At 67.9% G+C, this 18,409-nt stretch carries 15 protein-coding genes and 3 pseudogenes; 11 read left to right on the top strand and 7 right to left on the bottom strand.

Annotation, left to right across the window (positions count from 1 at the left end; all coding sequences use genetic code 11):
• The first annotated feature begins 65 nt into the window (after positions 1 to 65).
• Positions 66 to 1,352, top strand: a complete 1,287-nt coding sequence (gene eno, locus BFN33_RS38460) for a phosphopyruvate hydratase (RefSeq protein ID WP_069764840.1) — start codon at positions 66 to 68, stop codon at positions 1,350 to 1,352.
• Positions 1,353 to 1,398: 46 nt separating this feature from the next.
• Here the strand turns inward: eno (BFN33_RS38460) and BFN33_RS38455 are convergent.
• A pseudogene (locus BFN33_RS38455) lies at positions 1,399 to 1,874 on the bottom strand (transposase); the annotation flags it as partial.
• A 42-nt stretch (positions 1,875 to 1,916) separates the two neighbouring features.
• Here BFN33_RS38455 and BFN33_RS50615 point away from each other — a divergent pair.
• Together BFN33_RS50615 and BFN33_RS38445 are read left to right on the top strand one after the other, a co-directional pair.
• Positions 1,917 to 2,068 (top strand): annotated as a pseudogene (locus tag BFN33_RS50615) (recombinase family protein); the annotation flags it as partial.
• A 393-nt stretch (positions 2,069 to 2,461) separates the two neighbouring features.
• On the top strand, positions 2,462 to 3,310 hold the full coding sequence (locus tag BFN33_RS38445; RefSeq protein WP_069764838.1) for a fumarylacetoacetate hydrolase family protein: 849 nt from the start codon (positions 2,462 to 2,464) through the stop codon (positions 3,308 to 3,310).
• A 200-nt stretch (positions 3,311 to 3,510) separates the two neighbouring features.
• On the opposite strand, the gene eno (BFN33_RS38440) is transcribed toward BFN33_RS38445, so the two are convergent.
• The 4 genes from eno (BFN33_RS38440) to BFN33_RS38425 form a co-directional block, all read right to left on the bottom strand.
• A complete protein-coding gene (gene eno / locus BFN33_RS38440; protein WP_069764837.1) occupies positions 3,511 to 4,824 on the bottom strand; it encodes a phosphopyruvate hydratase in 1,314 nt (437 codons plus the stop codon).
• Positions 4,821 to 5,813, bottom strand: coding sequence for a C-terminal binding protein (locus BFN33_RS38435; RefSeq protein ID WP_069764836.1), 993 nt, complete (start codon positions 5,811 to 5,813; stop codon positions 4,821 to 4,823). Before BFN33_RS38435 ends, eno (BFN33_RS38440) begins: the two co-directional genes overlap by 4 nt.
• Before the next feature lie 39 nt (positions 5,814 to 5,852).
• The gene (locus BFN33_RS38430; RefSeq protein WP_069764835.1) at positions 5,853 to 6,872 is read right to left on the bottom strand and encodes a LacI family DNA-binding transcriptional regulator; all 1,020 of its coding nucleotides are present in this window, start codon (positions 6,870 to 6,872) and stop codon (positions 5,853 to 5,855) included.
• Positions 6,873 to 6,941: 69 nt separating this feature from the next.
• Positions 6,942 to 7,709 carry a polysaccharide deacetylase family protein gene (locus tag BFN33_RS38425; RefSeq protein ID WP_176742563.1) on the bottom strand — a complete coding sequence of 256 codons (768 nt, stop codon included), beginning with the start codon at positions 7,707 to 7,709 and terminating at the stop codon, positions 6,942 to 6,944.
• Positions 7,710 to 8,086: 377 nt separating this feature from the next.
• Between BFN33_RS38425 and BFN33_RS38420 the strand changes: the two genes are divergently transcribed.
• The 7 genes and pseudogenes from BFN33_RS38420 to BFN33_RS38390 all read left to right on the top strand — a co-directional run bounded on the left by BFN33_RS38420 (position 8,087) and on the right by BFN33_RS38390 (position 14,543).
• Positions 8,087 to 8,782 (top strand): VOC family protein, encoded by a 696-nt coding sequence (locus BFN33_RS38420; RefSeq protein ID WP_069764833.1) that lies wholly within the window; start codon positions 8,087 to 8,089, stop codon positions 8,780 to 8,782.
• Between the two features lie 174 nt (positions 8,783 to 8,956).
• Positions 8,957 to 9,807, top strand: a pseudogene (locus BFN33_RS55660) (LLM class flavin-dependent oxidoreductase).
• A 218-nt stretch (positions 9,808 to 10,025) separates the two neighbouring features.
• Positions 10,026 to 10,919, top strand: coding sequence for a fumarylacetoacetate hydrolase family protein (locus BFN33_RS38410; protein ID WP_256122980.1), 894 nt, complete (start codon positions 10,026 to 10,028; stop codon positions 10,917 to 10,919).
• Positions 10,920 to 10,930: 11 nt separating this feature from the next.
• The gene (locus tag BFN33_RS38405; RefSeq protein WP_069764830.1) at positions 10,931 to 11,899 is read left to right on the top strand and encodes a quinone oxidoreductase; all 969 of its coding nucleotides are present in this window, start codon (positions 10,931 to 10,933) and stop codon (positions 11,897 to 11,899) included.
• 33 nt (positions 11,900 to 11,932) lie between these two features.
• Positions 11,933 to 12,964 (top strand): NADPH:quinone reductase, encoded by a 1,032-nt coding sequence (locus BFN33_RS38400; protein ID WP_069764829.1) that lies wholly within the window; start codon positions 11,933 to 11,935, stop codon positions 12,962 to 12,964.
• Between the two features lie 146 nt (positions 12,965 to 13,110).
• Positions 13,111 to 13,866, top strand: coding sequence for a CoA transferase subunit A (locus tag BFN33_RS38395; RefSeq protein ID WP_069764828.1), 756 nt, complete (start codon positions 13,111 to 13,113; stop codon positions 13,864 to 13,866).
• Positions 13,863 to 14,543 (top strand): CoA transferase subunit B, encoded by a 681-nt coding sequence (locus BFN33_RS38390; protein WP_069764827.1) that lies wholly within the window; start codon positions 13,863 to 13,865, stop codon positions 14,541 to 14,543. The genes BFN33_RS38395 and BFN33_RS38390 overlap by 4 nt, the downstream gene beginning before the upstream one ends.
• Before the next feature lie 1,068 nt (positions 14,544 to 15,611).
• Here the strand turns inward: BFN33_RS38390 and BFN33_RS38380 are convergent.
• Positions 15,612 to 16,427, bottom strand: a complete 816-nt coding sequence (locus BFN33_RS38380; RefSeq protein WP_069764825.1) for a helix-turn-helix transcriptional regulator — start codon at positions 16,425 to 16,427, stop codon at positions 15,612 to 15,614.
• Positions 16,428 to 16,498: 71 nt separating this feature from the next.
• Between BFN33_RS38380 and BFN33_RS38375 the strand changes: the two genes are divergently transcribed.
• The gene (locus BFN33_RS38375) at positions 16,499 to 17,215 is read left to right on the top strand and encodes an SDR family oxidoreductase (RefSeq protein ID WP_069764824.1); all 717 of its coding nucleotides are present in this window, start codon (positions 16,499 to 16,501) and stop codon (positions 17,213 to 17,215) included.
• Positions 17,216 to 17,344: 129 nt separating this feature from the next.
• On the opposite strand, the gene BFN33_RS38370 is transcribed toward BFN33_RS38375, so the two are convergent.
• A complete protein-coding gene (locus BFN33_RS38370; RefSeq protein WP_069764823.1) occupies positions 17,345 to 18,124 on the bottom strand; it encodes an IS5 family transposase in 780 nt (259 codons plus the stop codon).
• Positions 18,125 to 18,409: the final 285 nt, after the last annotated feature.

Here is an 18,409-nt window from a genome sequence, read left to right as displayed (position 1 = left end):
AGACGCGCTCTCCAGGCGGCACGGACAGCACGGTGATCATCCATACTCCGAAAGGTTGCACCGCCATGACAGACTCGCGGATAGCTCGGCTGTACGGCCGCAGGGTGTGGGACTCACGGGGCAGGCCGACCGTCGAGGCCGAGGTGCACCTCGCCGGAGGGGCGGTAGGCCGGGCCATCGCGCCGGCCGGGGCCTCGACAGGCCGCGGTGAGGCGGTGGACCTGCGGGACGGCGGCAGAGGGTACGGCGGGCTGGACGTCCGTCGGGCGGTCGGTTCGGTCAACGGGGAGATCGCCTCGGCACTCCAGGGTCAGGACGCGGCCGATCAGCAGTCCGTGGACCGGCTGTTGGTGAAACTCGACGGGACCGACGACCTCGGCCGACTCGGCGGCAACGCGATCGTGGCGACATCCATGGCCGTGCTCCACGCGGCGGCGGCAGCCTCGGGAAACCCACTGTGGCTGCACCTGTCGGGCGGCGCACCGGTGCGGATCCCGCTGCCCGAGATCCAAATCTTCGGCGGCGGGGCGCACGCGGACCGCCGAGTCGACGTACAGGACTTCATGGTCGTATGCCCGGCGGCGACCAGCTTCTCCGAGGCCCTGGACTGGACAGCGGAGATCCACCGGGCCACGGGCAGTCTGATGCGCAAGGCGGGCAAGAGCGGCGGTGTCGCCGACGAGGGCGGCTTCTGGCCGGACTTCGCCTCCAACGAGGAAGCGCTGGAGGCGCTGACCCTGGCCATCGAGGCTGCGGGATTCCGGCCTTCCACTCAGGTCGGCATCTCGCTGGACATCGCGGCCTCGCAGTTCGGCACGGCCGGCCACTACCGGTTGGCGCTGGACGACCGGAGCATGGGTACCGACGAGTTGATCGACCTGCTCGGCACATGGATCGAGCAGTACCCGATCCTCTCCGTCGAGGACCCCGTCGGTGAGGACGACCCCGACGGCATGCGCGAGTTCACCCAGCGCTACGGCGACCGCTGCCAGGTGATCGGCGACGACTTCCTCGTCACCAACGCCTACCGGGTCGAGACGGCGGCGGCTGACGGGACAGCGAACGCCGTCCTGGTCAAGCCGAACCAAGCGGGCACCATCACCGATGCGCTGGCGGCGCTCAGTGCCGGCAAGGAGGCCGGGTTCAGCACGATCGTGTCGGCGCGTTCCGGGGAGAGCGAGGACGTCACCATTGCCCACCTCAGTGTGGGCTGGGACGCCGGCCAGCTGAAGGTGGGGTCGTTCACCCGCTCCGAACGCATGGCGAAGTGGAACGAAGTCCTTCGCATCGAGGAGGCGCTTGGCAGCGAGGCGGCGTTCACCGGCTGGTCTGCCTTTTCCTTCCGTCGCTGACCCCCGCGGCCCGGGCTCATCACCCAGTGATTCCTAATGCGGTCTGTCAAGTGGTGTGAGCAGTGGATGGCATCAGTTCGTAGCTCCGTCCGTCGCGTAGGAGTGCCCAGAGAGGACGTTGACGCGGCGGCGGGCGAAAGCGAGGGCGGCCTGGGTGTGGCGCTTGCCCTCGGAGTGTTTGCGGTCGTAGAACCGACACGACTCATCGCAGTGTCGGATGCTGAACAACGCCGAGGTGCAGAAGACGCGTTGAAGGCGGCAAGTGTATCGCTGCGGGCGCCGTAGGTTGCCGCTGGTCTTCCCGGAGTCGCGGGGCACCGGGGCGACGCCTCCGAAGCCGGCGAGGCGGTCGGCGGTGCCGAAGGCCGTCATGTCGCCGCCGGTGGCGGCCAGGAACTCGGCGCCGAGGATGATGCCCAGGCCGGGCATGCTGGTGATCACGTCGAAGGCGTGGTGGTCGCGAAACCGTGCCTCGATGTTCTTCTCGTCGAGCTCGGCGACCTGCTGGTTGAGGCTCATCAGCCGCAGCCGGGTGGCGTGCCCTACCCGTCCTCGGCCGCCCCACGCCACCCGCGCACACCGGGGAGCTGCTGTCCACCGTGAAGTTCATGGTGCAGACCCTCGCCGCCGCCGACGAACTCCAGCGCGAGCTGACCTACGACGGACTGCGTGCAGCCGTGGCCAAGAACAGCAAAGGCGGGCGCCGCCAGCCACTCGAAGGCGCCCCGGGGTGGGTCTTCGCGGAAGGGCATGCCGACGCCATGATGTTCGCCCGTCAGTTGCTGGCCGACCCGAGTACGCCAACAAGGTCCGCGACGGCCGGTCGAACGACATCGCCCGGTGCGACTGCGGCATCCTGTGCGGGTGCCGACTAGCCATGGGCATGCCCGTCCGGTGCTCCGTGAACCCCCGCTTGGGCCGGGAGAGCCGACTGCTCGGTGAGACGCCGGCGGTGACCAACCCGGGGCGGTTGTTCCCTTGGATGTCCACAGCCCGATCACGCTAGCTAATGCTATCGTTGGCATTGGGAGGCCAAGCCCCGCATGTTCCGCTGTCGACAGCGAGTGTCGGGCCCTCCCTAATTCCAGGCGGTCGCAGAGGAGACCCTCATGAAGTTCGCCAACCTCGCAGGTCGGCTCCACGTGGTCCGGGGCACCAGCACCTTGGACGTCGGTAAGGCAAGCGGGGGCCAATTGCCGGCAGATCCCACCGAGGCCTACGCCCGCTGGGCCGACGTCACGAAGTGGGCGTCGGCCCAGCGGGACGAGGCGTTCACCAGCACACTCGATCCGGATGAGCTCTACGCGCCGAGCCCGGCACCGCCGCAGGTCTTCGTCCTGGGCCTCAATTACCGTTCGCACGCGGAGGAACTGGGCTGGGGCGTTCCGGATGTGCCGATGGTGTTCACCAAGTTCCCGAGCTCGGTCACAGGGCCGGGGGCGGAGGTTGAAATCACCGGCCCCAAGGTCGACTGGGAGGTCGAGCTGGTCGTGGTGATCGGTAAGGGCGGTCACCACATCGCAGCAGCCGACGCGTGGGACGCGGTGGCCGGCTTCACCGTCGGTCAGGATGTCAGCGACCGAGACGTCCAGATCCGCCCGCAGGACAACCCGCAGCACGGTCTGGGCAAGTCGTTCAAGGGGTTCTCGCCCATCGGCCCGGTTCTGGCCACGATGGACGAAGTGGGAGATCCGCACGATCTCGGCCTGCGCTGCTGGGTGAACGGCGAACTGGTGCAGGACGGGCGGACCGATGACTTCGTGTTCCCCATTCCCTTCCTGATCGAGTACCTGTCCAACGTGGTCACCTTGTTGCCCGGAGACCTGATCTTCACCGGGACTCCGTCAGGTGTGGGTATCGGCCGGAAGCCGCCGCGGTTCCTCTCACCCGGGGACGAAGTGCGCAGCGAGATCGACGGGATCGGTGAGATGGTCACGAAGTTCGTGCCGCGCCCCTGAGGCCGGAGCCGTCGGGCAAGAAGAAGGGCCGACCCGTCAACGCGTTTCTTGGAGCGTTGGCGGGTCGGCCGTTTGTGTCGTGCCTTCAGCGATCTGCTCCGCTGCAGCCTCGTCGAGCGCCTCTGGGCTGCCCTCTCGACCGTCAACGCCTGTCCGCCGGCAGGTCCCGGCGGACCGCGAGGACGGCTGCAGCGGCGGCGTCAGGTCTGCCGTTCTCCGACCGCACCCGAGCTGTGACGGGGGTAGCCGGCCATACCGGCGAACTTGAGTCCGGGGTCTTCGGCGATGCGGACCAGCTGGTTGTACTTTGCCAGCCGGTCCGAGGTCCGGACCGACCCGATCTTGATCTGACCGACACCGGTGCCCACCGCGAGGTCACTGATGAAGAAGTCCTCGGTTTCGCCCGAGCGGGCCGAGACCACGGGCACATAACCCGCGTTGCGTGCCGCCGCGATGACGTCGAGGGTGCCGCTCACAGTGCCGTTCTGGTTGAGCTTGACCAGAATGCCGTTGGCCGCGCCGAGCCGGACGCCCTGCTTCAACCGTTCCAGGTTTGTGGTGAAGAGATCGTCCCCGATGAGGTTGAGCCGATCCCCGACCCATCCGGTCAGCAGCTTCCAGCCACGCCAGTCCTCCTCGTCGAGGGCGTCCTCGATCGACGCGACCGGAAAGTCCTCCGCCCAGCCGACGGCCATCTCGACCATCTCCGCCCTGTCGGCGTATCTGCCTTCCCTCACCAGGTGGTAGCTCTCCTTCTCGGCGTCCCACAGCGAGTGCGCGGCGACATCGATCGCGATCACGACGTCCTGCCCGGGAGTGAGCCCGGCGCGTTCGATGGCCTCGACCATCAGCTCCAGCGCGGCCCGGCCCGTCTCCAGGCCCGGGCTCAGCCCGCCCTCGTCGGCGAGCAGGGTGGGCAGTCCCCGGGCGGTCAGGGCATCGGCGGCGGACGAGCGGACCCGGCTCACCATCTCGATGGCCTCGTCCAGCGAGGTGGCGGAGGCCGGTACGGCCAGGAAGTCCTGGACATCCATGCCGCGCCGCGCATGCTCTCCGCCGCTCAGGATGTTGACCATGGGCATGGGGAGGTCAGGTGTCGTGCCCGCGAGCTCGGCCACCCACCGGTACAGCGGCGTTCCTTGGCTTTGTGCGGCGGCTCGGCACGCCGCCAGCGAGACTCCGAGGATGGCGTTGGCGCCCAGCCGTCCTAAATTTGCCGTTCCGTCCAGTGCGATCAGCAGTTTGTCGAGCGCGGCCTGCTCGGTCACGTCCTGCCCGAGTACGGCACGCGCGATCTCACCGTTGACATGGCCGACCGCGGTGCGCACGCCGAGCCCGGCGTATTCACCCGTACCGTCGCGCAGTTCCCAGGCCTCGTTGCTGCCCGTCGACGCCCCGGACGGCACGGCCGCGCGCCCCAGGAGGCCGTCCTCGGTCCCGACGTCGACCTCGACCGTGGGCCGGCCACGGGAGTCCAGGATCTGGCGGGCGTGAACTCGGGCTATTCGCGTCATCGGACGCGCTCCTCGGTGGCCGGGCGGACGGTGGGCGTGTTGCAGGGGTAGTGCGGTTGCTGTCCGCGCAGCACGCGTACGACCTCCTGCGCGGCCTTGGTCCGCAGCTCCTCCACGGACTCGTCCGAGGAGAACGCGACATGCGGGGTGATCACCGCGTTGGGGTGGGCCAAGAGCGCCGGATCCACGGTCGGCTCCTCTTCGAGCACGTCGAGCGCCGCACCGGCGATGCGGCCGGCGTCCAGCGCCACTACCAGCGCCGCGGTGTCCACCAGGCCGCCCCGGCTCACATTGACCAGCAGGGCCCCGTCGCGCATCGCGGCGAGCTCCGGCGCTCCGACCAGGTGCCGGGTGGCCGGCGTGAGAGGGACGTGCAGGACCACCGCATCGGCCACGCCGAGCAGCTCGGGCCAGGAGACGAACTCCACGTCCGCCGAGGGATCGACGACTGGGTCATGGACGATGACCCGACAGCCGAGCGCCGCGCACTTACGGGCCGTCGCCCGGCCGATACGGCCGTAGCCGACGATGCCGATGGTCTTCGAGCGCAGCCGCTGCAACCGGGCGCCGGCCGGGTCCCACCGTCCCGCGCGGACATCGCGGTCGTAGCGGGCGATTCCGCGCGTCCAGTCCAGGATGAGGCCCAGGGCGTGGTCGGAGACTTCCTCGACGCAGTAGTCGGGCACGTTGGTGACGAGTGTGCCGCGCTCGGTCGCGGCCGCCACGTCGATGTTGTCGAGTCCGACGCCCATCCGGGCGACGACGCCCAGCCGTGACGGCGTCTGGATGGCCGTGGACGACACCTGTGCCCAGCAGGTCATGATCGCCACCGGGTCGTGGGTTTTGACCAGGTCCTCGATCGTCTCCTTCGGCGCGGGATCGGCCGGGCCCACGACGAGATCGAACCCGGCTTCCTCGATGATGCGGCGTTCGATCTCGTCGTCCGGCCACGCGCGGTCGGTGAGGAGAACCACCCCTCGTCGGTCCATGTCACTGCTCCTTGTCTGTGGAACCGGGGAGGACCGTTGTCAGCGGCGTTGAGCCGGAACCGCGGTGCTTCCCCTCGTGCGTAGATATCCGCCTGTGTTCGAGCTGAAGGGCGCCGACCTGCCGCTGTCGCCCAACCGCTGCAGCAGCCACATGGAGCAGGCCGTGGCGACCTCGTGCACGGGGAGCGCCATGGTCGTCAGACCCGGCCCCCACCAGCCGAAGCCCGGTTGGTCGCCGAAGCCGACCACCGACAACTCGCGGGGCACCGCGACGCGGCGTGCGTCGAGTTCTTCCAGCACGCCCTCCGTGACGCGGACCGACGCGGTGACCACGGCGGACGGGGGGTTGGGACTGTCCAGCAGCCTCGCCAGCGCATCGCGTGCGGAGTCGCTGGCGCCGGGCGGTATGTGGGCGACCAGGTCGGGATCGTGATCGTCACCGACCACGTCCAGATAGCCGGCGAAGCGCTGGTGCCCCGTGGACAGCCCAGGGAGGCCACCCAAGTAGGCGATCCGGGTGTGCCCGAGGTCGCGAAGGTGCCGCGTCGCCTCGCTCAGCACTCCTCGGTCGTCAATGCCGAAGGACTGCTTGGCCAGCTCCGGGTGCGTGCGCAGGAACTGCACATGCGGGACCTGACGGAGCAGGCGGATCGACTCGCTGCGGGGATTCGGGGTCGGTACGACGATCACGCCCGCGACCTGCCCGGCGATCATGCCCTTCACCTGGGCGAGCTCGTTGTCACGGTCGTCGCTGGTTTCGCAGAGCATCACCTGGTACCCCTGCTTGCTCATGCACTGTGCCAGCGCGTGTGCCGCCGTGCTGTAGAACACGTTGCCCACATCCGGGACCATCAGACCGATCACTTTGCTGGAGGCGCCCCGCATCATCCGCGCGGCCTGGTTCCCGACGTAGCCGAGCTCGGCCGCCTTCTGCTCGACGCGGTGACGCGTCTCGACACTGATACGCGAGTCCTGAGCAAGGGCGCGGCCCACGGTCGATACAGACAGGTTCAACTGCTCGGCAATGTCTCGCGTGGTAACACGCTTCCCCGATCGCATATGCCAACGATAGCCTTCTCGTCCGCCCCACCCGGTGGCGCCTCGCTCCCCGGACCGTCTCCATCGCGTTCACGGGGCGCGCAGGCCGGCCGTCTCCTCCTCCAGGAAACTGTCCACCAGCGCGCCGGCGGTCGTGACGGTGAGCGCTTCGTGATCGAGTGCCGTGTGCAGGATCTCGCTGTAGACCTCGAACTTCGCGTCATAGAACCCGGACATGAACGGATGCATGGTCAGCGTGACCAGGCCGCCGTTGCCGGCCGCGTCGTGGATCATGTCCAGCCAGGTCTTTCGGGCCTGGTCCTCCGTCTGGTTGCCCGCCGGATTCTTGGCGTATTGCCAGCAGTCGTTGCCCTCCCACTGCCACGGAACGCAGACCAGGTGATCGTCGAGCCGGTGCACCTTCGGCGGCAGGTTAACCGACTCCGGGGTGACACTACTGTCGTAGCGGTAACCAAGGTCCGCCAGAACTGCGGCGGTCCGGGTACCGCGGTAGCCGCCCGGAGCGCGGAAGCCCTGCGGCTCGATGCCGATCAGCCGGAGTGCGGCGGTGCCGTCGAAAAGCAGGCGCTCCTGGTCGTGCTCGCTGAGCTTCGCCCACTCCTCGTGCATCCAACCGTGCAACCCCACTTCGTGACCGGCATCCGCGATCGCCTGCAGGGCCTCAGGATGATGGAGGGCGTTCCAGCCCTCGACGAAGAACGTGGCCCTGATCTTGAGCGCGTCGAAGAGTTCCAGCAGCCTCGGCAAGCCGGTCCTGACCCCTGCCTCGTCGGAATCAGGGCGGTGAGCCCGTCCGGCGAGGATGTCCAACGCGCTACCTAGATTGTCGACCGTCACACAGACGGTTCCGTGCTGCTCCACGATGCGCCCTCCATTGTCAGGGACACTGCTCCACCACCTCCCAGGTGGCGACCAGCCGTTTCACCTGCTCAGCGCACAGGCGCCAGCATTTGCTATCGATAGCGCACCATCGTCGCGCTGAGATGTCAACCACTCGACGAGGTCCGCGAAGGATATTTCGGCACCTTGGGCAATGAAGTATGACTTCCCCTAATCTCGATCATGCTCAAGGTGTTGACATATGGTCCCGGCCAGGGTGAGCTTGTGCAAACGATAGCACTGAGCCGACTTCTTGCGGCGTATCGGTGGCGTCAGACCCCATCCTCCGGCAACGGGGCCGCTGGGTGGATCTTCTCCGAGAAGGGACCAAGGAGATGACAGCGCTGCATCCGCGTGGTGTGAACCACATCGCCATCTCGACGCGGGACATGAAGGGCCAGCTGGAGTTCTGGTGTGACGTACTGGGCATGCCACTCAAGGGACTCTTCTGGATGCACAACACCGAGGGCGTGTACCACGCCTTCATCGAGATGGCGCCGAACAGCTACATCTCCGTCGTGCACGATCCGAATAATTCGGACGCGGTGCAGTACGGCGTCACCCACTCGGGGAACGCGGTCGGTTTCGCGGCAGCCGGCGTGGTCCAGCACATCGCGGTAGATGTGGACAGCCTCGACGAGGTGGTGGCACTCCGGGACCGCATCCGCAGTCGGGGCATCCAGGTGCTCGGCCCCATAGACCACGGCTGGTGGAAGTCGATCTACTTCGCCGGCCCGGACCACACCAGCCTGGAAATCACCACTGGTGGCGACATCCAGCCCAACGAGTGGGTGGACCCCGAGGTGGTAAAGGAGTGCGGCATTTCGCCGGAGGAGCTTGAACAGCTCTTGGACCCCACGCCCTTCGACGCCTCACAGGGCCCCGTTCCACAACCCGCCGCCGACCCGTCCAAGCCGACGATGCACTGGCCGGGCAACGAGGACGCCATCGTCATGCAAATGGAGATGTCCGACGACGACGTCTGGGCCAAGTTCAGTGCGACGGATCCGCCGGTGCCCGGCGGCAAGTGACCGCGGTGAGCAGCGACCACCAGACCGGTGTGCCGCACACAGCAAGATCCGTGAGGAATTCGGCACGCTGAGCGAAGGCCCGGCAGGGTCGTGGCCGAGGGGGCTGAGCGTGCCGAGCACGTGTAAATGCCGCCGTAAGGAAGCGACGGTACGAATGCGATTGCCTGTCAGCGGGTGGGCTTCGCTGCGGGAGGCATCCTGGATGGCAAGTCCGCAACGCAGGTACTCGATCTGGTGCAGAGCACGGACGAACTCGGCTACGACCTCTTCACCATGACGGACCATCTGCACACCGAGCAGCCCACGCCGGAACCAAGGACACTGCTGAGCTGGCTCGCTGGGAAGACCGAACGGATCGAGTTCGCCCCGACCGTGCTCGGCCTCCCATACCGGGAGCCTCCTGTCCTGGCCAAGATGGCCGGGACGCTGGACCAGGTATCCGGTGGGCGGCTTGTCCTCGGCCTGGGTGCCGACGGTTTCGACCAGGAGTTCGCCGCGTTCAGCCTCACCGTGCGCTCGAACGCGCGCAAGGTGGCCGCACAGCGGGAGGCCATCGAGATCATGCGCGGCTTGTGGTCAGGGGAACCCACGTGGTACGGAGGCCAGGACTTCACAGTCACAGAAGCAAGGATCAGCCTACCGCCGGCACATCCCCGATCTGGCTGGGTTCCTGCGGGCCGAAGGCACTGGCGCTGACCGGAGAACTCGCCGACGGATGGATTCCCACCCTCGGACCCGTCACCTTCGAGCGGGCGCTGGGCAATCGGGAGATCGTGCGTTCCGCTGCACGCACCGCCGGACGGGACCCCGACTCGGTCACCTGCGCGTGCAACGTCGCGGTTCGCATCGACCCGAAGCGGACTCCCACCCCGGAACGGGCGTTCGGCAGCATTCCCGCCGTGGTTCAGCGGCTGGTGGAGATCATCGAGGTGCCGGATTCACGTTCCTGGTTGTCGCTGCGCCCCGGTCGAGGACCAGGAACTGCTGGCGCGCGAAGTGATTCCTCAGGCGCGTGCAGAGGTTGAATCCCGCCGAAAACAGGAGGAAACGTGGGAGTCCAATCTCCTGAATCCTCTTCACACTTAGACAGTTCATCACCGCACGACGATGAATAGATCATGCGTATCGGAAACGGCCGGAAGCTCGACCGGCGAGATTGGAGAGTGCAATGCAGATCGCAGCGGTTCGTGACGCGTCGGGGAAGGAAATCACGTGCCAGGTCCTGGGGGAGGAACTCCTTCCCTTGCCCGATGTCAGCGTCTTGGACGTGCTGGCGCTGAGCGTCGAAGAGCGCCAGGAGCTGGCGGCACGGTCGCGTGCCCCTCGCCTGCGACTCGCGGACGTTCAGCTGCTCCCGCCGGTCGTCCCGCCATCCCTTCGCGACTTCATGACCTTTGAAAAGCACTTCGCGGGCGGCAAGATGTTCTTGCTCCGTGATGTACCGAACCCCACGCCCGAGCAGCTCGCCATTCCGGCGGTCTGGTACGAGATTCCGATCTTCTATTTCAGCAACGGTCTCTCGGTGGTGGGCGCCAAGGACGACGTGGAGTTTCCCCCGAAGTGCGAACTGCTGGACTTCGAGCTGGAGCTCGCGGTCGTGCTCAGGAAGGGCGGAAAGAACCTGAGTCACGCCGAGGCGTGGGACGCCATCGGTGGCTACACCATTTTCAACGACTGGTCGGCCCGCGATGTGCAGTTCCATGAGCTGCAGGCCACCATCGGCCCCGCGAAGGGGAAGGACGCAGCGGCCACGCTCGGCCCCTGGGTCACCACGGCCGACGAGATGGAGCAGTACCGGGTCGGTGACGCCATCGAGGTCGGAATGGAGGTGCAGGTGAACGGCCAGACGGTGGGCAAGAGCTCGTCGCACGAGATGTCCTGGTCCTTCGCCGACCTGATCGTCTACGCCTCCCGCGGAGCGAACGTCTCGGCGGGTGACGTCATCGCCGCCGGCACGGTTCCCAACGGTTGCCTCCTCGAGATCTGGGGACGGTCCGGAAAGCAGGACCCGGCGCCGCTCAAGCCGGGTGATGTGGTGACGATGACGATCGAGGGAATCGGAACCATCTCCAACAAGCTCAAGCCGGCCTCGCCGCACCACGAGGTCCCGGCCGCGAAGCTCTTCAGGGACCAGTAGGGCGGATTGATATGCACGCGGTCACTATTCACGAGGTCGGCGGCCCCGAGGTCCTTCGCTGGGACAAGGCCGAGGTCCGGGAGCCCGGTGTCGGTGAGGTTCTGGTCGACGCCCGGTTCGCCGGTGTCAACTACCGTGACGTCTACTTCCGGAACGGGATGTACAAGGCGCCGCTGCCTTTCGTCCCCGGGATCGAGGGGTCCGGAGTGGTTTCCGCTGTCGGGCCGGGCGTCACCTCCGTGGCGCCCGGCGATCGGGTGGCATGGACCGGCGACGCCGGTTCGTACGCGGAACGGATCACCCTTCCTGCAGATGCTGTTCTCCCGATTCCGGACTCGGTTTCCTTCGAGCACGCGGCCGCTGTGCTGCTGCAAGGCCTCACCGTCCACGTACTCGCGAACGACTGCGGCCCCGTACGGGATGGCGAATGGATCGCCGTCCACGCGGCGGCCGGAGGCATCGGCCTGCTCCTGACACAGGTTGCCAAACATCGCGGGGCCAAGGTTCTGGGTACGGTATCCGCCGAAGAGAAGATGAAGGCGGTTCTCGATGCGGGAGCCGATGCCGTGACGACCTATGGCGACTTCTCGAAGACGGCTGCAGAGCTCACGGATGGGCACGGTCTGAACGCTGTCTACGACGGTGTCGGGGCCGCGACCCTCTCGCAGAGCATCGAGGCGCTGGAGTCCTGCGGCCGACTGGTGCTCTTCGGCTGGGCGAGCGGGCCCGTCCCGACCCTCCCGCTGGACCGGTTGCGTTCCTGCACGTTCGTCCGCCCGCGGCTGGGCGACTACCTCACGCCGCAACGAGGCGAGGCCGCGGAGCGGAGCGCCGAGATCTTCTCCTGGATGGCCGAGGGCGTCGTCACCCCGACGATCGACTCTGTTTACCCGATGGATCGAGCCGCGGACGCGCACCGCGCGCTGGAGAGCCGACGCACGATCGGCAAGGTCCTGCTCGCCACGACCGGCGTGAAGTAATCGAAGAATGTGCGCTGACGAGGAGAATGCACTGTGCGTGCCGTAGGTTACGAAACAACAGGGGACGTCGATGTCCTGGCGGATCTCGTCGTTCCACGGCCGGACGGTCTCGCACCGGATGAGGTCGAGGTCCGCATCGTCCGCTCGGGGGTCAACCCCACGGACTGGAAGTCACGGCGCGGGGCGCTGCACATGCCGATCGGCCCTGGAAAGCCCCAGATCCCGCATCATGACGGTGCCGGCACGGTGGAGCGAGTGGGAGTGGACGTCGACAAGTCCCTGGTGGGCGCGCGGGTATGGGTTCACGAAGCGGCCTATCGGCGCCTCGGTGGCACCGCGGCGGAGTACGTCGCAATTCCCGCGGCCCAGACCGCGCCGCTGCCGGAGAACGTCGAGTTCGACACCGGTGCCGCACTCGGGATTCCGTTCATGACAGCACACCGAGCCCTCACCCTGATCGAGGGTGGGCCGGCAGAGCTGACTCCGGGGTCCCTGGCGGGGCGATTCATCCTCGTCGCGGGTGGGGCAGGGGCGGTCGGCAACGCAGCCATCCAGCTCGCCCGGTGGGCCGGCGCGACCGTCATCACTACGGTGAGCAGTCCTCGCAAGTCCCAACTCGCGCAAGCCGCGGGAGCCCACCACGTCCTGAACTACCGCCAGAGTTCCGACGCGGCCGCCGACATCCGCAAGTGGGCCCCCGACGGGGTCGACGCGGTGGTGGAGGTCGCTCCCGCGGCGAACGTGGATCTCGATGCCGCCGTGCTCAAGCCGTCCGGAGTGGTCGCGATCTACGCGGACGACGGTCAGGGGCCCCTCTCGCTCCCCGTGCGGGCCACGATGACCGCCAACGCGCGCTACCAGTTCATCTTGGTCTACACCATGCCCGACGACGCCAAGCGCGCCGCGGTGCGCGGTATCCAGGCCGCCCTGGCGGACGGTCACATCCACATCGGCGAGGCTCACGGCATCCCGGTCCACCACTACCCCCTCTCGCAGGTCCGGGAGGCACACACCGACCTCGAGCGCGGTCTTGTCGGCCGCGTACTGATCGACGTCACTTCGTAGCACGCGCGGAGCCGACTCCCTTGAGCCCCGGGGACACGGTGGCCCTGTCAACTGCTCTGACTCCCTTGCCGTGTCCCCGGCCCGCGCACTCCTGGACGCGCTGAGTTCGCGGGCTCCCCATGTCCTCCGCAGAGAAAGGATCCTCAGTGAACAAAGTCAGCGCCAGCGCCGCCGGGGCCGTCGCCGGGATATCCGACGGCGCCTCACTGGCCGTCGGCGGCTTCGGCCTCAGTGGTGTGCCGGAGATCCTCGTGCGAGCCCTGTACGAAGAGGGAGCCGCCCAGCTGAGCGTGGTGACGAACAACTGCGGCGTGGACGGCCGCGGTCTGGGCGTACTGCTCGCGGCCGGCCGCATCGCGCGAGTGACGGGCAGTTACGTAGGTGAGAACAAGGAGTTCGCCCGTCAGTACATGGCCGGTGAGCTGGAGGTGGAGCTCGTCCCGCAGGGCACGCTCGCCGAACGTCTCCGCGCGGGGGGTGCGGGCATCCCCGCCTTCTACACTCCGGCGGGCGTAGGCACCCAGGTGGCCAATGGCGGTCTGCCCTGGCGCTACGCACCCGACGGCTCGGTCGCCGTGGCCTCCCCGGCGAAGGAGACCCGAGACTTCGACGGGCGACCGCACGTTCTGGAGCACGGCATTACCACCGACTTCGCCCTGGTGCGAGCCTGGCGCGGCGACTCCCACGGCAACCTCGTCTTCCGCAAGGCCGCCGCCAACTTCAATCCCCTCGCCGCCATGGCCGGCCGCACCACCATTGCCGAGGTCGAACAGCTCGTCGGGCCAGGCGAGTTGAACCCCGACGAGATCCACCTTCCCGGGATCTTCGTACAGCGTGTCGTGGCGCTGACGCCCGAGGAAGCCGCGGACAAGCAGATCGAGAAGAGGACCGTACGCGCATGACCACCGCCCTCGACACCCAACAGGGCTGGACCCGCGACCAGATGGCCGCGCGCGCAGCCGCCGAACTCACCGACGGCTCCTACGTCAACCTCGGCATCGGCCTGCCCACCCTCATCCCCGGCCACCTCCCCCACGACGTGCACGTCGTGCTGCACTCCGAGAACGGTATCCTCGGCACCGGCCCCTACCCCACCGAGGACGAGGTCGACGCCGATCTCATCAACGCGGGCAAGGAAACGGTCACCGTGCTGCGCGGCGCCTCCTTCTTCGACTCGGCGCTGTCGTTCGGCATGATCCGCGGAGGCCACATCGACACCGCCGTACTCGGCGCCATGCAGGTCTCGCAGGACGGCGACCTGGCCAACTGGATGATCCCCGGCAAGATGGTCAAGGGCATGGGCGGCGCCATGGACCTCGTCCATGGCGCCCGCCGCGTCATCGTGCTCATGGAGCACACGGCCAAGGACGGCACCCCGAAGATCCTCAAGGAGTGCACGCTCCCCCTGACCGGCGAGCGCTGCGTTCATCGCATCATCACCGACCTCGGTGTTCTCGACGTCACACAGGACGGCTTGGTGCTCGTCGAGGCCGCCCCCGGCATCACGTCGGCACAGATCGCCGAACGGACCGACGCGCCCCTGCTCAGCGAGCGGCGCAGTACATCCGACGCCCGCTGAGTACGGTCCCTTGGGGATGTCCTCGCGCTGCTTGTCGTACGACGCCGGCCCCTCCTCGTGGAAGCGTGCGTGCGTCTCCAGTTGGGCCCGGGCCGCCCGGGACTCGCCCACTCGAAGTAAGCGGCCCGCTGGGTATCGCGCTCGCGTCGCGGTTCCTCGACCTCGTTCATCCAGGCCCGCAGCTGGTCGCGGCCGGCGTCGGTGAGGCTGTACCGGCGCTTCCGCCCGTGCTCGCCCCGGGGCACCTCCTCGGGCCTCGACGAGCCCGGCGGTCTCCAGCTTGCGCAGTTCGCCGTAGATCTGGGTGTGCGGCGCGTGCCAGAGGTATCCGACCGAGGCGTCGAACTGCCGCATGACGTCGAAGCCGGTCATCGGGCGGACAGCCAGCAGGGCGAGCAGCGCCACGCGCAGCGATGAAAGGACCTCCGCGAGGGATGAGACCGCTCAACTTGCGAGCGATTTTGTAATGCATGTCCATACACACCTGCGTCAAGGTCAAGGCACCGCCGGCGCACGGCAGCGTTACCGGGTAGTTGGCCTGCCCAACAAGACCGCGCGCTTGCACTGCCCGACGGACCGCATCGCGTGGTGCAGCCGCCCGCCGCCGAGCCGGGTCTGGGCGATGAGTCAATCGGAACGGACACACCGCTGGTCAACGACCATGCTCCGTAACCGCCGACGCTAGGCGCGGTCCAGGAGGAGAGGCTCTGCTCGGCCCAGATGCACTTGCCATTCGCGAGGTAGAGGGCACACCAGCGGCGACAGAGCTCGGACACCAGGTGCAGGCCACGGCCTCCCTAATCGTAAACGCCGCTCTGCGGATGCGTGGCGTGCTGAGGCTGCCGTCGTAAACCTCGCAGATCAACGACTGGCTGCGCAGCAGACGCAGGCGCATAGGCGCCTTCCCATGGCGGATGACGCTGCTGAGGAGCTCGCTGACCGCAAGCTCGGTGGTCATCGCCAGGTCCTCCAGGCCCCAGACCGCCAGCTGCTCGCGAACGCGCTGCCGGGCCTGGCTGACCCACGCGGGGACCATCCCACTGGCGAGATCTGTGCCAGTCCTATGTTTTAGGTCGCCTGCCTGGCCAGCCTGTGCAGGGTCCGCGCGGCAGGTGATCCGGGGTCGGCCGTGATCAGGACGACTTCCTGGTCATCCTCGGGCACGAGCAGGACGTCACAGTTCAACCGCAGCGTGCCGGTCTCCGGGTGATCGAGGATCTTGGTGCGGTGCCCGGGGGCGTGGACCGGACGCGTTTGCCATATCTGTCGGAACTCCTCGCTGCCGGTGTGCAGTTCGGCCAGCAGAGCGGTCAGCTGCGGGTCATGCGGGTAGCGGTCGGCGGCCCGTCGCAGCCGCGCCACCACGATGTGCCCGAACTCCTCAGCGCTGGAGCTCTCGTACATCCGCCCCTGGCCAAGGAAGCGGCGCCGGGCCAGGTTCGTCCTCCCGCCTCCGAGATCGCCGCCGAGCAGTGCCTGGGCCAGGCGGTTCCAGGCGACGACGCCGTACGCCGCGTCAGTGACGATGGCACCGGTCTCCGGCAACCGCTCCAGCATCCGGGCCACATGCGGGCGTACCCACCGCACGGCGCTGATGCCGGGCGGCGCGCTCGATCCCGCCAGGCGGAACAGGTGGCTGCGCTCGGCCGGCGTGAGCCGTAGTGCCTGGGACAACGCGTCCAGGATCCGAGTGGACGGCCGCGGGCCCCGGGCCTGCTCCAGCCGCGTGTAGTAGTCGACCGACATGTGGGCGAGTTCCGCCACCTCTTCGCGGCGCAGGCCCGGTGTCCGGCGATCGGTGCCCGTCGCCGTCAGGCCGATCTCGTGTGGACGCAGGCCCGCCCGGCGGTCCCGCAGAAAGCGGGCCAGCTCCTGCCGTGCCATGCCGCTTCCTCCCACTGCCTGGTACAGGTTGTCCCTGGCAGGGCGCCCACAGCCAGGGAACGGTAGTTGCCATGAACGATCGCACAGCTCTGGTCACCGGTGCCAACAAAGGCATCGGCAAGCACATCGCCCGGCTCCTCGCCGCCGAGGGCCTCACCGTGTACGTGGGCTCTCGCGACCGCGGGCTCGGACAGCGAGCCGTCGAGGAGATCAGCACAGGCGCCCGCCTGCTGGTCCTCGACGTGACAGATCTTGACGGCATCCAACGGGCCGCGACCCAGGTGGACCGTCTGGACGTGCTCGTCAACAACGCCGGGATCTCACCGTCACTCGCCCCGCCGGCCGACACGAGCGTCGAGGAGTTCCGGCGCACATACGAGACCAACGTCTTCGGGGTGGTGGCGGTGACCAATGCCTTCCTGCCCGCCCTGCGCCGGTCCCCGCATCCGCGCATCGTCAACATCTCCAGCGGCACCGCATCGCTGACCTGGAGCACAAACCCCAACCCCCAGTTCACCCCGGGAAGCGGTGGCGCCGCCGCCTACCGGTCGTCCAAGGCCGCCCTCAACGCCCTCACCGTCCTCTACGCCCAGACGCTGGCCGAGGACGGCTTCAAGGTCAACGCGCTCGCCCCCGGCATGCGGGCCACCAACCTCAACCCCCTGGCCGCCGCTGCCGGCGACGACCCGGCCGAGGCCGCCCAGGGAGCCGCCCGCCTGGCCCTGCTGCCAGACGACGGCCCCACCGGTGGCTTCTTCTCCTGGGACGGAACGCCCGTGCCCTGGTGAGCGGCGCTGAGATCCCAGGCGACGGCACTGACTCGCACGCCCCAAAAAGCGTATTCCCACAGCGGCGGTCCTCCTCGGGCGAAGCGTGCTTGGCAGCAGCGCAAGGAGGCTGCGAAGACAGGTGCGCGCTCATGGGCAGCGGTTCGGGCGGTCGTCCCACCGGTGGGTCGTCCAGGCCCGGCGGATCAGGCTACGGACGGCGATGACGGTGTCGGCGAGGTCGAAGAAGGCGTGGGTGCGTTCGACGTGCCACCGCTGGCTCGCCTGGATCGGTGCCTTCTCGCCCTTGTGCGCGATGCGGTCATGCAGGCCGCGGGTGGTGAGTTCGGTGCGGGTCTTGTCCGAGTCGTAGCCGGCATCCAGGTGCACGGTGATGTCGTCGGGCAGCGGTCCCGAGTCCGCCAGCCGGTCCAGGGTCGGAGCCAATAGAGGGGAGTCGTGGCGGTTCGCTCCGGCGAGGACCCCGCCGAGCGGGATCCCGTAACCATCCGTCATACCGGAGCGTTTCAGGCCCTGTTTGCCGCGGTCGACGGGTGAGCGCCCGGCCACCTCACCGCCGCCGGGGGCCTTGGTGATGGCGCCATCGACAGCGACCTGGTCGAGCACGAGCCCGACAATCCGGTCGCAGGACTCAAGCGCGATCCGTTTGATCCGGGCGAAGACGCCGAGTCCTATCCACTCATCGCGGCGGTTGCGGACGGTGGTCGCCGAGCAGGCCGTGTCGGAGATCGCCTGGTAGGAGCAGCCGAACCGCAGGAGCTGCAGCAACTTGTCGAACACGATCCGGTCGCTGATACGGCGGCGGTGGCAACCCAACGGACGGGTCGGATCGATCGTAGGATGCTTGCGCAACAACGCCGCGAATTGGTCCCACAGCGGGTCGGTCAGCCATGAAGGAAGAACGGGCACAGGTCTCCCAGTGGTCACAGAGCGTCGCAACTCCATGATCACCGGGACCTGGCCTGCCTCGATGCCGGGGCTCCCCATGCCACCTATCTGCGCGAGCTCTAAGTTCTTCGGTGTAACGAGTGACGCAGCGGAACTCGCCTGACTCAAACCCTCGGCCGCCGCACCAACCACCTGGGCGCCGTTGACCCGATGGCCAGCGGCTCGCGCAGGGGCGCCGGACACCACCGTCCTCGTTGGTTTGATCAGATCTGACGTTGCCGCCGCGTTGGTGCCGAGTACGGCAGG

It is taken from the genome of Streptomyces sp. LUP47B (assembly GCF_001746295.1).
In the GTDB taxonomy this organism is placed as follows: Bacteria; Actinomycetota; Actinomycetes; order Streptomycetales; family Streptomycetaceae; genus Streptomyces.
This window is presented reverse-complemented; position numbering and strand designations above follow the sequence as displayed.

Coding starts and splice junctions, on each gene's coding strand:
- eno (WP_069764840.1), top strand. CDS start 66: ATGACAGACTCGCGGATAGCTCGGCTGTACGGCCGCAGGGTGTGGGAC.
- BFN33_RS38445 (WP_069764838.1), top strand. CDS start 2,462: ATGAAGTTCGCCAACCTCGCAGGTCGGCTCCACGTGGTCCGGGGCACC.
- eno (WP_069764837.1), bottom strand. CDS start 4,824: ATGACGCGAATAGCCCGAGTTCACGCCCGCCAGATCCTGGACTCCCGT.
- BFN33_RS38435 (WP_069764836.1), bottom strand. CDS start 5,813: ATGGACCGACGAGGGGTGGTTCTCCTCACCGACCGCGCGTGGCCGGAC.
- BFN33_RS38430 (WP_069764835.1), bottom strand. CDS start 6,872: ATGCGATCGGGGAAGCGTGTTACCACGCGAGACATTGCCGAGCAGTTG.
- BFN33_RS38420 (WP_069764833.1), top strand. CDS start 8,087: ATGACAGCGCTGCATCCGCGTGGTGTGAACCACATCGCCATCTCGACG.
- BFN33_RS38405 (WP_069764830.1), top strand. CDS start 10,931: ATGCACGCGGTCACTATTCACGAGGTCGGCGGCCCCGAGGTCCTTCGC.
- BFN33_RS38390 (WP_069764827.1), top strand. CDS start 13,863: ATGACCACCGCCCTCGACACCCAACAGGGCTGGACCCGCGACCAGATG.
- BFN33_RS38380 (WP_069764825.1), bottom strand. CDS start 16,427: ATGGCACGGCAGGAGCTGGCCCGCTTTCTGCGGGACCGCCGGGCGGGC.
- BFN33_RS38375 (WP_069764824.1), top strand. CDS start 16,499: ATGAACGATCGCACAGCTCTGGTCACCGGTGCCAACAAAGGCATCGGC.